The sequence below is a fragment of the Veillonella sp. genome, assembly GCF_018381775.1.
GTDB lineage: Bacteria > Bacillota > Negativicutes > Veillonellales > Veillonellaceae > Veillonella.
The window spans coordinates 205,413-221,238 of the sequence record NZ_JAGZRH010000002.1; the positions used below are offsets into that span (position 1 = coordinate 205,413).

11 protein-coding genes and 1 other RNA gene are annotated in these 15,826 nt (G+C 40.4%); all 12 read right to left on the reverse strand.

Features of this window, described 5'->3' with window-relative positions; genetic code table 11:
• Positions 1-10: 10 nt before the first annotated feature.
• The 12 genes from rny to aspS all read right to left on the reverse strand — a co-directional run bounded on the left by rny (position 11) and on the right by aspS (position 15,819).
• Positions 11-1,567 (reverse strand): ribonuclease Y, encoded by a 1,557-nt coding sequence (rny, locus tag KH109_RS02180; RefSeq protein ID WP_295215360.1) that lies wholly within the window; start codon positions 1,565-1,567, stop codon positions 11-13.
• A gap of 184 nt (positions 1,568-1,751) precedes the next feature.
• Entirely contained in the window at positions 1,752-2,195 is a 444-nt protein-coding gene (locus tag KH109_RS02185) for a regulatory protein RecX (RefSeq protein ID WP_295215307.1), read from the reverse strand.
• Positions 2,196-2,197: 2 nt separating this feature from the next.
• Positions 2,198-3,238, reverse strand: coding sequence for a recombinase RecA (gene recA, locus KH109_RS02190; RefSeq protein WP_105094512.1), 1,041 nt, complete (start codon positions 3,236-3,238; stop codon positions 2,198-2,200).
• A 4-nt stretch (positions 3,239-3,242) separates the two neighbouring features.
• Entirely contained in the window at positions 3,243-4,490 is a 1,248-nt protein-coding gene (locus KH109_RS02195; RefSeq protein WP_295215309.1) for a competence/damage-inducible protein A, read from the reverse strand.
• Between the two features lie 37 nt (positions 4,491-4,527).
• A complete protein-coding gene (gene rimO / locus KH109_RS02200; RefSeq protein WP_295215311.1) occupies positions 4,528-5,874 on the reverse strand; it encodes a 30S ribosomal protein S12 methylthiotransferase RimO in 1,347 nt (448 codons plus the stop codon).
• 66 nt (positions 5,875-5,940) lie between these two features.
• Complete coding sequence (locus tag KH109_RS02205) at positions 5,941-6,978, reverse strand: extracellular solute-binding protein (RefSeq protein WP_295215313.1); 1,038 nt, start codon at positions 6,976-6,978, stop codon at positions 5,941-5,943.
• Between the two features lie 62 nt (positions 6,979-7,040).
• On the reverse strand, positions 7,041-9,002 hold the full coding sequence (locus KH109_RS02210) for a YgiQ family radical SAM protein (protein WP_295215315.1): 1,962 nt from the start codon (positions 9,000-9,002) through the stop codon (positions 7,041-7,043).
• Between the two features lie 39 nt (positions 9,003-9,041).
• Positions 9,042-9,494, reverse strand: coding sequence for a helix-turn-helix domain-containing protein (locus KH109_RS02215; RefSeq protein ID WP_005386075.1), 453 nt, complete (start codon positions 9,492-9,494; stop codon positions 9,042-9,044).
• 48 nt (positions 9,495-9,542) lie between these two features.
• Positions 9,543-12,287: a DNA translocase FtsK gene (locus tag KH109_RS02220; RefSeq protein WP_295215317.1), complete on the reverse strand. Its 2,745-nt coding sequence runs from the start codon at positions 12,285-12,287 to the stop codon at positions 9,543-9,545.
• An 82-nt stretch (positions 12,288-12,369) separates the two neighbouring features.
• Positions 12,370-13,671, reverse strand: coding sequence for a replication-associated recombination protein A (locus KH109_RS02225; protein ID WP_295215318.1), 1,302 nt, complete (start codon positions 13,669-13,671; stop codon positions 12,370-12,372).
• Positions 13,672-13,760: 89 nt separating this feature from the next.
• Positions 13,761-13,933: non-coding RNA, 6S RNA (gene ssrS / locus KH109_RS02230), on the reverse strand.
• A gap of 80 nt (positions 13,934-14,013) precedes the next feature.
• Positions 14,014-15,819, reverse strand: coding sequence for an aspartate--tRNA ligase (gene aspS / locus KH109_RS02235; protein WP_295215362.1), 1,806 nt, complete (start codon positions 15,817-15,819; stop codon positions 14,014-14,016).
• Positions 15,820-15,826 lie beyond the last annotated feature (7 nt).

Below are 15,826 nucleotides of genomic sequence, written 5' to 3' on the forward strand. Positions count from 1 at the left end.
TTATAGCATATTATTTTGCGTAATCCACAACGCGAGTTTCACGAATAATTACAACCTTAATTTGGCCTGGATATTCGAGTTCAGACTCGATGCGTTTTACGATATTTCGAACAAGTAATGTAGACTCAGCTTCATCAATCTTATCCGGTTTTACTACAACGCGAATCTCACGACCTGCTTGAATAGCAAAGCATTTTTCAACGCCTTCGAAGGATTCAGCGATTTCTTCCAATTTAGATAAACGTTTTAAGTAGTTTTCTAATGTTTCTCGACGTGCTCCTGGACGAGCCGCAGAGATAGCATCAGCAGCTGCTACTAATACAGCTTCTACAGATTGGAACTCTTCATCACCATGATGAGCACCTATGCAGTTAATTACTGCTGCGCTTTCACGATATTTACGAGCCACATCAACACCGATTTGAACATGAGAACCTTCAAGTTCACGGTCTAATGCTTTACCAATATCATGGATCAACCCACCTCGTTTAGCCAATGTTACATCACAGCCTAGTTCAGCTGCCATCAAACCTGCTAAATGAGATACTTCAATAGAATGTTTCAAAACGTTTTGACCGTAACTAGTACGATATTTCAAACGACCTAAAATCTTAACAATTTCAGGATGTAAGCCATGAACATCAGCTTCAAATGTTGCTTGTTCACCAGCTTCTTTAATAGTTTGGTCAACCTCTTTACGAGCTTTACCAACCATTTCTTCAATACGAGCTGGATGGATACGACCATCTACAATCAATTTTTCTAAAGCAATACGAGCCACTTCACGACGAATTGGATCGAAGCCAGAAAGAATAACTGCTTCTGGTGTGTCATCGATAATCAAGTCAATACCTGTTAATGTTTCGAGTGCGCGAATATTACGGCCCTCACGACCGATAATGCGGCCTTTCATTTCATCATTAGGCAATGCCACTACGGATACGGTAGTCTCCGCCACATGGTCAGCTGCGCAACGTTGGATTGCAGAGGAGATAATTTCTTTCGCTTTTTTCTCCGCATCATCCTTAGCTTGCTGCTCCATTTCCTTAACCATAATCGCCGTTTCATGACGAATTTCTTGTTCTACATTTGTTAACAAGATATTCTTAGCTTCTTCAAATGTCATGCCAGAAATACGTTCTAACTCTGCCATTTGTTTTTCATACAAAGCTTCAATTTTTTCACGGCTTTGGGCTAAGTCAGCTTCTTTGCGATGTAAAGCTTCCTCTTTGTGTTCAATATTGTCTAATTTTTTATCCAAAGATTCTTCTTTTTGAAGAATACGACGTTCCATACGTTGAAGTTCAGAACGGCGATCTTTATTTTCTCGTTCTACATCAGAACGGAGCTTATGAATTTCTTCTTTCGCTTCTAATAAAGCTTCTTTCTTTTTAGACTCAGCTGTGCGCTCACCGTTAGCAATGATGCGTGCAGCCTCTTGCTCAGCTTGATTCAGTTTCCCTTCAGCAATATTTTTTCTAAAAAAATAGCCTGCCCCGAGTCCAATCAGTACCATTACCACTGCAATTAGACAATACTCTAAAATATATCCAACATCCTCTAAAATATGTCTCACCTCCTCTTAAATTCTCAAAATTGAGCTTTCATGCTCCTTTTTATGCCCTTCATGCATTAAATTATCATTTAGCCATATCATCATATAAATAAATAAGGCTATTATTAATTTTAGACTTGAAAGCCCTTTCTGTCAAGATTTTACAAGCCTGGTAAGGCCTCAGAAAAAGTACTATCTATTCATAAAAATCATTGCACACAACTTGGATAGTACTCGTTGAAAACCCTCTATATTTGAGAAAATTAAAGACTTTTACACGAGGAGTGCAGTCCTCATTGAGAATAGAACCAAATTTTTTCTCCACTACACGATAAGCGGCTTTCACTTCATCATAATCAGAGATTTTCGGAGGCACCGTAAGACCTCTAAGTTTCATCTTTTGCTTAATCATGTAGGCGCCGTATTTTTGTTCTTTCATCAAATAGTCTAATACTTGTTCAGACAGGCGCTCATCATTGATATAATCATAGTCTCTAAGGCGTTCGAGGACCCGCTCAATGATTGGGTCCTCGAATTGTTTACGTCTCATTTTTTGTGTCAGTTCATAGGAACTTAGAAATCGTTGAGCTAGGAAGCGATACGCTTGATCCATAGCAGCTTGCATCGTTTCTTCACTCATGATTATACTTCTTCAGTTACTTCTTCACCGATTACATCGATTTCTTCAGTACCAACCGCTAATGTATCGCGAATAATACGATCAATCTCATCAGCGATTTGTGGATTGTCGAGCAAGTATTGTTTAGCCGCTTCTTTACCTTGGCCCATACGTTCCCCATTGTAGGAATACCATGCACCAGATTTATTGATGATTTCCATATTTGTACCGATATCGATAAGCGTACCTGCTTTAGAAATACCTTCACCATACATCAAGTCGAATTCTGCTGTTTTGAATGGAGGTGCTACTTTGTTCTTAACTACTTTAACTTTAGTGCGAGCACCAACATTTTCATTGTTAGCTTTAATAAGTTCACCCTTACGAACATCAAGGCGTACAGAAGAATAGAATTTCAATGCACGACCACCTGTTGTAGTTTCAGGGTTCCCAAACATGACGCCTACTTTTTCACGCAATTGGTTGATAAAAATAACAACAGTTTTAGACTTGCTGATAATACCAGTTAATTTACGCAATGCTTTACTCATCAAACGAGCTTGTAAACCTACATGAGCATCGCCCATTTCGCCTTCGATTTCAGCTTTAGGAACTAAAGCGGCGACGGAGTCAACTACGACGATATCTACAGCGCCACTGCGAACTAAAGCCTCTGTAATTTCAAGAGCTTGCTCACCATTATCTGGTTGAGAAATCAATAGATTATTAATATCTACACCTAAGTTACGAGCATATACAGGATCCATCGCATGTTCTGCATCAATAAAAGCCGCAATGCCACCTTGTTTTTGCGCTTCTGCTACAGCGTGAAGCGCTACTGTTGTTTTACCAGAAGATTCTGGACCGTAAATTTCAATTACACGGCCGCGAGGGAAGCCCCCTACACCAACAGCGATATCGATAGCAAGGGAACCAGAGGAGATAACCTCTACATTCATGCGATCTGCTGCTTCACCAAGGCGCATAATAGCGCCTTTACCAAAGTCTTTTTCAATTTGTTTTAACGCGTTATCCAACGCTGCTTGTCTGCCATCTACAGCCATTATTTTATTTCCCCTTTTCTGTTATATAAGTATACACATAATATAGTGCTAGCTCTGCTGCACTTTGTCGAATATCTTCGCGATTACCAATTAAATTAGCCTTGTGAGCTACTGTGCCATGAGGTCCAGTTACACCGAACCAAACAAGCCCAACCGGCTTTTCAGGACTACCACCACCAGGACCAGCTATGCCAGTCGTAGAAACGGCATATGTTGTTTGACCCACAGTTCGTGCCCCTTCCGCCATAGCCTTAGCGACTTGCTCACTTACGGCACCATATGTATCTAACATATCTTGTGGTACCCCTAATACACGATGCTTTACATCATTGCTATAAGAAATGACACCACCCATATAGTATTCACTACTACCGCTGACATTAGTCAACAACTTACCAACTAATCCAGAAGTACAGGATTCAGCAGTACTAATAGTGCTATGTTCTTCAAGTAATACTTGACCAAGTGTTTCCTCCATAGAAACAGTCAAGTCACGTCCTACACGAGCTCCTAATCGTTCTCGAATGATAGCATCCCAAGGATTAAGAAGCTCATGGGCAGCCTCTAAGGTATCAGCCTTAGCAGTAATACGAACCTCTATGTACCCCTTTTTAATGAGCAACGCAATGGTTGGATTCGATTGGTTCTTAATGAGATCCATTAAGGTATTTTCTAAATCAATTTCGCGAATATCATATATGCCATAGCGATAGGATGTAACAACACCTTGCGAACCAAATCGATTCATTAAATAAGGCACCACACTATCGTGGAACATCCCCTTCATCTCACCAGGAGGACCTGGTAAAAGTATGTATGTAGTATCGCAATCTTCCACTACAACACCAGGTGCCACGCCTACCGGATTATGTAATACGTTTGCGCCTTCAGGCAACTCAGCTTCTCGACGACTTGCATCCGGCACGGTACGTTTTACACGATCAAAGAATTTTTTAACCTCATCCATAGCCTCTTGATTAAATACAATAGGTCTACCTATAGAATCAGCTAATACATTTCGTGTAATATCTCCTTGCGTTGGTCCTAATCCGCCAGTACTAATAACGACATCCGCTCTAGTACTAGCTAATTGAAAGACCTCTGCCATGCGCTCAGGATTATCCCCCACTACAGATTGATGAGCAATAGTATAGCCTAATTTATTTAATTCTTGTGCTAGCCAAGATACATTTGTATTCACTGTATCGCCTAGCAATAATTCTGAACCTGTAGAAATAAGTTCTACAATCATCAGATCACCTCCACAATCGAAAGAATCGAGCTGTGTTTTATTCTACAACCGTAGCTACTACATCGTAAGCAAAGCCTTGCTCTACCTGTACCTTAAGAATATCACCAGGTTGAACCTCTTCACCGCAGTCCTCAATGTACATATTTCCGTCTACATCAGGTGCTTGAGATTTCAAGCGTCCTTTAGCTAATAATGTACCATTCTCGCCTTCCTCGATTTCTTCCACCATTGCATAGTCAACGGTACCTTCTAAATCGCGATTATTCTCTTCAGAAATAGCTGCTTGAATGGACATGAGAATATGATAACGTTCTTCTTTCACCTCTTCTGGCACTTGATCTTCACGGGCACCAGCTGGTGTACCTTCCTCTTGAGAGTAAGTAAATACGCCCATATTATCGAATTTTATTTCTTTTACAAAGTCACAAAGTTCTTCAAATTGTTCATCGGTTTCACCAGGAAAACCAACGATGATAGATGTGCGCAATGTAATATGGGTCGGTGCATTTCTAATCTTCTTAAGTAAACGTTCAATATCATTGCGATCATCACGACGATTCATTTGTTTTAAAATATCGTTATTCACATGTTGCAATGGAATATCTACATATTTACAAAGTTTTGGCTCATTAACGATAATATCTAACAATTCATCAGAGAAGAATGTTGGATATAAGTAGAGCATACGAATCCACTCAATGCCTTCTACTGTAGTTAATTCTTTTAACAGCGTAGTCAACAATGGCTTACCATCGTTGAGGTCAATACCATAGCTAGTCGTATCTTGAGCAATAAGAACAACCTCTTTAACACCAGATGCTGCTAAGCGTTCTACTTCGGCTTTAATAGAATCGATTGTACGACTGCGGAATGCACCACGTACCTTTGGAATAATACAGAAGGTACATCCATTGTTACAGCCTTCAGCAATTTTTACATATGCACTGTACCGAGGTGTTGTTTGAATACGCGGCATACGCTCATCATAAATATTTGTAATATTTTCCATGATACAACTGCGATTGCCATGCTCAATAGCATCAACGGCTACCATGATTTGGTCCCATGCACCAGTACCGATTAATGCATCAATTTCAGGAATTTCTTGGAATAATTCATCCTGATATTGTTGGCTAAGGCAACCTGCTACAATAAGGCCCTTACAACGGCCATCTTCCTTATATTGAGCAACCTCAAGAATGGTATTAATAGACTCAGCCTTGGCTTTCTCAATAAAAGTACAGGTATTAACAACGATAAGATCTGCTTCGCTTAGGTCCTCTGTAATCGTATAGCCATTATCTTTCAATAAGCCTAACATTACCTCTGTATCTACTAAGTTTTTAGCACAACCTAGGCTAACATATCCTAATTTCTTACCCATTCTATATCCTTTCATAACTAGTTTATTTCTCAATTTACTTCCTGTAATAGGATCTATATAACTGAGTTACTCCTTGCGGAAGCGCACTTGGCTAACCCAGTGATTTAACAATAACTTTTTGCCATCTATAGTGTAACCACCATTAACAGGCCATAAAATTAACTCGTGCCCCAATGAGTCTTTTGGCTCATCCATTTCTGGATTCGTAAACATATAGGTGAAATTATTTTCAACCATATATTTTGCAGTCTTTGTAGATAACAACCAATTAATAAATTCAACGCTATCTGCTTTATGTTTTGAATTTTTTAATACAGCAGCGCCAGTTACATAATAAGATGTTCCATCTGTTGGGTATATAACCTTAATCGGATATCCATGACGAGTATATTGGGCCGCATCAGACAAATTACCAATGCCGATATTAGACTCTCCTAACGCAGTTAAGCGAACTGGAGTAGACAAGAACTTGGCATGTTGTATTATATGTGGCTTTAAGCTATATAAATAGTTCAGTGCCTCAGGCTCGCCTCTATATTCCACCATGTTATATAACAAATTAGCTGCATTTTGGGATGCTACAAAATCGGTCATCACAATAGACCAATCACCTTGTTTGCCCAATGTATCCCAAGTAGTAATATATTTACCTATCCCATTGTAGAAGGTGTCATTTTGAACAAATACAATAGGATCATACCAAAGACCTACCCAATACCCATTTATATCTTTTAGATTATCACGTACTTCGTCAATTCTCTCATTAACGATAGGTGCATATTTCCCTGCATTTGCCCCTACAACGAGATTATCTTCAGAGGTAAGTACCAGATCACCAGATGTATCAGCTACATTTGAAGCCGCCCGTTGGGCCATTTGCTCTTCTGTAAGAGGCATAACTGTAACTTTTACATTTTTCTCCTCTTCATAACGATTGGCAAGCAATGTAGTTATATTGTTCGGCAAGTCTGTATAAACTGTAATCTCACCACGAACAGGTTCTTTTGCATGTTCTAACTGTTCTTGATGGTAAAAGTTTACGCCATAGGTTAACATTCCTATAACAAATAGGGCTAAAACGCCCGGAGCAATCCACCGTTTCATATATGCCTCCTATAAGACATAAAGTATTCCCAAACCAGAATAGACAAAGCTATTCTCCATTATTAACGACTACCACGTCCTCGATTACTATTAGATGGGCGACTTTTGGTCATGCCATTACGAGAGGGTCTACCCTTACTACTTTTCTCACTAGACTGACGTCCGTTGCGACGATCATTATTCTTCCCACTATTACGAGAACCACTAGATTGACTAGGACGATTAGTCCGACCAATTGGGCGTGGTGGAATCAAACATTCAGGTCCAAACCCTATCAAGTCACGTCGATTAGCTTCAATGAGTGCCTCTTTTACAAGGTCGTAATTTTCAATATTTTTATATTGCATTAAAGCCCGCTGCTTAGCTTTATCTCTACCTTTTTTGGCAACATATACAGGTTTTCCATCCAGTGGGTTAATGCCCGTATAGTACATACATGTCGATAAGCTTCCCGGCGTAGGAATAAAGTCTTGCACTTGTTCTGGATACATATGTTGATCACGTAAGAACTCAGCTAATTCAATAGCATCTTCCAAGGCACAACCTGGATGAGAGCTCATAAAATATGGTACTAAATATTGCTTCTTACCAAGCTTTTTATTGGCCTCTTCAAACCAAGATTTAAAGGTGAGGAACTCTTCCTTACCAGCTTTGCCCATCATATTGGTAACGCGTTTAGAAACATGTTCTGGCGCTACTTTTAATTGTCCACTTACATGAAATTCACAAAGCTCGCGGACAAAATCTTTATTGTTATCCGCTAGAACATAGTCATAACGCAAGCCAGAACGAACAAATACCTTTTTTACGCCTTTTAGCTTACGTAATTTACGGAGTAAAGCAATATAGTCATCATGGTTTGTATTTAGATTTTCACAAGGCTCTGGAGCAGCACAAGTACGACCTTTGCAAGCACCATATACAGCTTGTTTGTCACAAGCTAAATGACGGAAGTTCGCCGTAGGGCCCCCAACATCATGAATATATCCTTTAAAGTTATCCATATTAATCATAGTTTGAGCTTCATCAAGTAAAGACTCATGACTACGATTTTGGATGATACGACCTTGATGATTGGTTATTGCACAGAATGAACAGCTACCAAAGCACCCCCGTTGACTTACAAGGCTAAACTGTACTTCGCTTAATGCTGGTACGCCACCCTTATCGTCATATTTAGGATGCCACTTGCGAGTATACGGCAAGTTATATACGCCATCCATTTCCTCCTGCGTAAGTGGCAATGCAGGTGTGTTTTGAACAAGATATCTATCGCCATGTTTTTGTACTACTATACGACCATAGAATGGGTCTTGTTCATCATACTGCATACGGAATGCATCAGCAAAAGCCATCTTATCCGCTTTAATTTCCTCAAAAGATGGACACTCAACATAGTCTATGTTAGGGATTTCCTTGGCCATATAACAAATACCACGAATAGATGGCAAGGACTCTTTAAATCTATCTTGATCTAACGCATCAGCTAATTCTACAATTTGAAGTTCACCCATACCATAAATGAGTACATCTGCCTTTGAATCAACTAAAATAGAACGACGCACAGTATCTGACCAATAATCATAATGACCAAATCGACGTAAGGACGCCTCTATGCCACCGATAATAAGAGGCACATCACTGTAAGCCTCCTTCATACGATTCGCATATACCAAGGTAGCTCGATCTGGGCGATGGTCCGCTTCACCACCTGGAGAATAGTCATCTTGTCGACGAATTTTCTTTGCTGCCGTAAATTTATTGAGCATTGAATCTAGATTCCCTGCCGTAACAAGGGATGCTAGACGCGGTTTACCAAGTTTTTTGAAAGCCTCTACATCATTCCAATCTGGTTGATCTATAATGCCTACACGATACCCTTTGGATTCTAAGTATCTGCCGATAACTGCAGGTGCAAAGGAAGGATGGTCCACATAGGCGTCCCCACTAATGAGGACAAAATCTAATTCGGCCCAACCTCGTTCCTTCATATCCGAAGGTTCTGTTACTAAAAATCTATCCATTGATTGTGTAAATGCCTTTCTATCATTCCTAATCAACTATTAAAAAAGGAATAACCACAGTAAAAATAATGCCATACAGAATAAAATAATGCCTAAAATAATACGTTCCTGAACGATAGAGCGTTGGCGTTTTCGTTGACGCGTTTCTAAAGACATACGCTTCTTAGAGGTTTGGTATTCAACGAATTCGCTTTGTACCAAATTTGGCGCTGCTTGTGCCTTCTGACGCGTCACAGAACGCAAAGAAAACGTATCTATATCACCTACTTGACTTTGGTAGGCTTTTACCAAGCGATCCCCATCAAGATCTAAATAATTACCGTAATTACGAATAAATCCTTTTACGTAGACCTGACCAGGAATGATGTCATACTTACCATCTTCGATAGCTTCCAAATAGGTTGTTTTAATGTGCAGTACTTGCTCCACATCTTTAAAGGTTAAATTACGTCTTACTCGTTCACGTCGTAATTCTTCGCCTAATTCAGCCATTTTCGTTCCTCTCTTAATCTACATAATACTCATATCGTAATTATTTAATTATTGCTCATCATTGGAGTCTGAAAAATATCGCGCCTTAGCTTGTTCAGGGCTCATCAAAATTTCTCGAGCCTTACTACCCATACTAGGACCAACAATTTTAAGATCTTCCATCGTATCAACAAGGCGAGCCGCACGAGTATACCCAATGCGGAATCGACGCTGTAACATAGACACAGAAGCTTGACCAGATTCCATAACGAGATTAACAGCACGTTCTAATAATTCATCGCGGTAGATATCATTTTCTTCTGATGATTCTTTTTCGGTTTCCTTTTCAGCCTCTTGTGTAACAGTATCGTCATATTCTGGTTCACGTTGAGCTTTTACAAATTCCACAAGATGTTCTACCTCATCATCAGAGATAAACGCACCTTGTACACGAATTGGTTTATTAGCACCAATTGGAGCAAATAACATATCCCCTTTACCAAGCAATTTCTCAGCACCCGCCATATCGAGAATAGTACGGGAGTCAATTTGAGAACCTACTGCAAAGGAAATACGGCTCGGTACATTGGCCTTAATAGAGCCTGTAATAACGTTGACAGAAGGACGTTGCGTAGCGAGTACCATGTGAATACCTGCAGCACGCGCCATTTGTGCTAAGCGACTAATAGATTCTTCAATATCATCAGGAGCAGTCATCATAAGGTCAGCTAACTCATCGATAATTAATACAATCAAAGGCATAGCCGCCTTAGGGTGCGCTTCGTTATAGCTCTTAATATCGCGTTTGCCAGATGCTGCAAAAGCTTTATAACGAGCCTCCATCTCACGAACAGCCCAACGCAATACAGCGGCTGCTTTTTTCATATCTGTTACAACTGGCGCCATCAAATGAGGAATGCCATTGTAGATAGACAATTCAACCATCTTAGGGTCGATTAATAAAAGCTTAACCTCTTCTGGTTTACGACTAAATAGAATACTTGAAATCAAAGTATTTACACATACAGATTTACCAGAACCAGTAGTACCTGCTACAAGCAAGTGAGGCATCTTCGCAAGGTCAGTAATAACAGGCTTACCTGCAATATCCTTGCCAAGACCTACCGGAATACCCCCACGAGCGTCCTTGAAGTCACTACAATCAAGAACATCACGTAAATGAACGGCCTCTGTCGTCTTATTAGGAACCTCGATACCGATGGCGGATTTACCAGGGATTGGAGCCTCCATCCGAATATGTTGAGCCGCTAAGTTTAAGGCAATATCATCAGTTAAGTTGACGATACGGCTAACCTTTACACCAGGTGCAGGTTCAATTTCGTAGCGTGTAACAGTTGGACCTTGTGTAGCATTAACGACCTTAGCAGTAATGCCAAAGTTACTCAATACATTTTCAAGCATCATTGCATTTTGCGCTACTTCTTCACCATTACTTTGACTTCCCTTCCCTTTCGCCAAAATATCAAGACTTGGGAAATGATAAGGTCTATCATAGGTACGATGAATTTGACCCTCTTTAGATACTGCTACTTGTGCTGTATCTTCTGTAGTACTAATAGTAGATGGTACTTGTAAACTCATACCAGACATACCGGCACCAGCACTTACAGAACTTGCAGCAGCACCTGTTCCAGGTACAGCAGAAGCTATGGCAGCGTGATTAGTTTCCAATGGACCAATCGTTGTATTTTGATATGTAAACTTTGGTTGTTCCTCATGATTATTCTCTACTGATTCAGATTCGTCTGTATATCCTTCGTCTGGAGTATATGTATAATCCTCATCTGGAGTATATACATAGTCATCACCTGTAGATCTACCAGCATCAGAGAATTGATCAAAATCATCTGCATCATAAGACTTCGCATCACCAGCATCTTCAGAAATATTCGCCAATTGTTCTGCTGCACGGTTGCGCGCTTCTATTTCAGCTAATTCTTTCCAAGATGTAGGAGCCTTTGGAGATTCTACAGTCGTTACTGTATCCACCATAGGTTCATTATCTACAACCGCACTCGTTTTAAAGTTATCTCGGTCGGTAGTGATACCTCGTTTTTCAAGTATATCTAATGCTTGATCTGCAGCATCAGCAAAACGTGTGTCCTTTTCCCTGTTATACGCTTTCCGTTGTTCTGCAGCTTCTTTACGTTGTTCATTCCAATCTTCAAAGACCTCTTTAGCTACAGCGACCTTCTCAGCAGCCACTTCTTTAGCTACATCTAAACCTACTTGTGTTTTATCCGCTGCCTTTTGCAAGCCACTTCGCAAAGATAAACGAGTGATCAGAATACCAAAAGCTAATAATAAGAACACATCTAAAATGATAGCCCCTAGCTCACCTAATAGGGTGCGAAGGAATGTAGCGATGGCACCACCTACTACACCACCTTGGTCAGCCAATTGTGTTGTGATTAATTCCTGCCCCTCAGGAACGCGCCACAATGGAACAAGGGCTAGCAAGAATAGGAAGAACAAAGTCATTACAACGCCCCGTTTAGTAACGGAAATAAATGTTCCTTTATACAATAATCGCCAGCCAATCCAGAACACACCAAGGCAAGGAATAATACCACCTAGGCCAAAACCATAACGGAATATACCTGTTAAAATCTGTCCTACAAGACCGAGTTCAAACCCAAAGAATCCGAGCAAGGAAATAACTGCAAAGGCAATTACAATTAAGCCTTTAACTTCGCTGCGCAAGGAAAATCCTTGAGACTTAGTTTGCTGTTTTGTACTTGTTCGCTTTCGTCGTGTATTGCGTTTTTTGGTGGAAGTTTTTTCTTCTGCCATAAATCTATACAAACCCCTTACTTATATAACACTACTGTAAATTAACTTATCATTATATTATAGCATATATCGAAGTATTTAGTTAGCTTTTACGCCGTTTCTCCCAGTCACAAAGTAACTGTTCTTCCTTGCCTCTTTTAATACCATTGTAGTACGAAGCATCCATAAGAGGTGTTGGTAGATACTGCTGTTTTACATAGCCATTTGGATAGTTGTGAGCATACTTATAGGTGTTCCCATGACCTAACTTGCTAGCCCCACTATAATGACTATCTTTTAAATGATCTGGCACCTGTCCACAATCCTTGTGGCGCACATCAGCAATTGCTGCATCGATAGCCAAATAAGCAGAATTACTTTTCGGTGCTAATGCTACATAACAAGCCGCCTCAGACAATATGATGCGAGCCTCTGGAAATCCTACCATATGAGCCGCTTGAGCCGCTGCATTGGCTAGAATTAAAGCTTGCGGATCTGCAAGGCCTACATCCTCAGCTGCACATATGACGATCCGACGAGCAATAAAATTAGGATCCTCCCCCGCTTCAATCATACGTGCTAAATAATGCATCGTCGCTTGTACATCAGAGCCACGCATACTTTTAATAAAAGCAGAGATTGTATCGTAGTGGCTGTCACCTTTTTTATCATATGTGTAAATTCGACGTCCCACAACTTTCTCAAGAACCTCTATAGTTATAGTCCCTTCATCCGGTACCATAGCTGCAGCCTGTTCTAAAATATTCAAAGCCATACGACCGTCGCCATTAACGAAAATTCCTACATCCTCTAGCACTTCATCGGTTACTTGTAAACGACGTTTACCAAGACCTACCTCTTCATCTGTAATAGCACGACGCAAAATTTGACCAATCGCCTTTGGTGTCAAAGCCTCCAATGTTATGAGTCGCAAACGGGATAAAAGCGGTCTATTAACCTCAAAAAACGGATTCTCTGTGGTGGCACCAATGAGGATAATCGTACCATCTTCTACACAAGGTAATAACACATCTTGTTGGCTTTTATTGAAACGGTGGATTTCATCGAGGAATAATATAGTTCTTTGTTGTAATGACCGTACGCGCTTACGAGCATCCTCTATGATGTTACGCAACTCACCTATACCAGCATTGGTAGCATTTAAATTTACAAAATGACTGTTACTTACCTTAGCAATGATACCTGCTAGTGTAGTTTTCCCCGTTCCACAAGGCCCATAAAAAAGCATAGATGGAATGGTATCCTTCTCTACCATAGCACGTAAGAAGGTCCCCTTCCCTACGGCCTTCTCTTGACCGTATAAATGATCCAACTTGGTAGGACGCATACGCACAGGAAGTGGCTCATATGCATTTGTAGGCTCTAAATCAAACAAACTATCCATTCTATCACCTCAATTCACTGTATCTAAACTATTAATATTCATATTTCTAAACCATTGATGTTCTCATTATATGCCATTTTTACACGCAAAAAAGCCCCACCATGCCGTAATGTACCGCGTTTTGATCCTGCTTAGGGCAGGTGGGTGTCCTCCTCATCCTGCAGTTGTCCCATAAGGGCGTAACGTTCAGACGAGAGTTCGGACTCCCGAAGTAAATGTGTTGGCTCAAAACTGCGATATCACACGCACATGGCAGGGATATCTTATACATAAATAGTATCAGAAAGATTGGTAATAAACAAGTCTTGACATTTGAATTTTAATCAATTCTTGCCTATGTTTTTACACCAAAGATTGCTCTTCTTCTTCCTCGATATCTGGTTTAATATGCAACTCTTTTAATTGTTTAGGTTCTACTTCAGATGGCGCTTGGCTCATAACATCAGAAGCAGATTGAGTTTTAGGGAATGCGATTACGTCGCGGATAGATTGACGTTTTGCCATCAACATAACAAGACGATCAAGGCCGAATGCACAGCCTGCATGAGGAGGTGCACCATATTGGAATGCATCAAGCATGAAGCCGAATTTGGATTTTGCTTCTTCTTCAGACAAACCAATAGCTTTGAATACTTTTTCTTGTACATCAGATTGGTAAATACGCAAGGAACCGCCACCGATTTCAACACCGTTCAATACCATATCATAAGCGATTGCTTTTACGCTGCCAGGATCGGATTCCAATTTATCAAGGTCTTCATGACGAGGCATTGTGAACGGATGGTGCATTGCAACATAACGTTTTTCATCTTCATTATATTCGAACATAGGGAAGTCAGTTACCCATGTGAATGCCAATTTATCTTGGTCAATCATGTTCATACGGCGTGCCATTTCAAGGCGCAATTCACCTAATGCACGTGCTACAGTTGCTGGTTTATCTGCAATCATCAATACAAGGTCGCCACCTTTAGCGCCCATTTTTTCACCGATATTACGGATTGTATCTTCACCTAAGAACTTCATGATTTGAGACTTGATGGAACCATCTTCGTTGAAGCAAGCCCATGCAAGACCTTTCGCACCGTAGCGGTTTACATATTCAACGAGATCATCAAGTTCACGACGAGGAATACCAGCATCGCCAGGTACAACGATACCTTTAACTACACCACCGTTATCGATTACAGAGCGGAATACTTTGAACTCTGTATCTTTTACAAGATCAGTTACATCAGTAAAGGCCATGTCGAAACGAAGGTCTGGTTTATCAGAACCATATTTATCCATTGCTTCATCCCATGTAATGCGAGGCATAGGCAATGTGATTTCTTTGTCCAATGCATTTTTGAATACATGAGCAATCATTTCTTCAAGCATGGAGTAAATGTCTTCTTCATCTACGAAGGACATTTCCAAGTCGAGCTGAGTGAACTCTGGTTGACGGTCTGCACGCAAATCTTCATCGCGGAAGCAACGAACGATTTGGAAATATTTTTCATAACCAGCTACCATCAAGATTTGTTTGAAAATTTGTGGAGATTGTGGCAATGCATAGAATGTACCAGCATTTACACGAGAAGGTACTAGATAGTCACGAGCGCCTTCTGGTGTAGATTTAGTAAGCATTGGAGTTTCAATTTCCAAGAAATCGCGGCTATCGAAGAAGTCGCGCATTGCTTTCGTTACTTTGTGGCGTAAAATCAAGTTACGTTGCATTTCTGGACGACGTAAGTCAAGGTAACGATATTTTAAACGAATATTTTCATCTACATCGATATCATCTTGGATATAGAATGGAGGTGTTTTAGCAGAGTTCAATACGCGCAACTCTTCACAGTACATTTCATATGCACCTGTTGGAAGATTTGGATTGATAGCAGCTTCATCACGTTTTGTAATTTTACCACGTACACAAAGTACATATTCGTTACGAACATCCTCTGCTTTGTGGAAAGATTCCACGTTATGATCTGGAGATGCCACTACTTGTACTACGCCAGAACGATCACGTAAATCCAAGAAAATCAAACCACCATGATCACGACGGCGTTCAACCCAACCACATAATACGACCTCTTTACCTACCTCTTGTTCAGAGATGGTGCCACAACCGTGCGTACGGTGTAAGCCTTGCATTGTTTCCATTCTAATT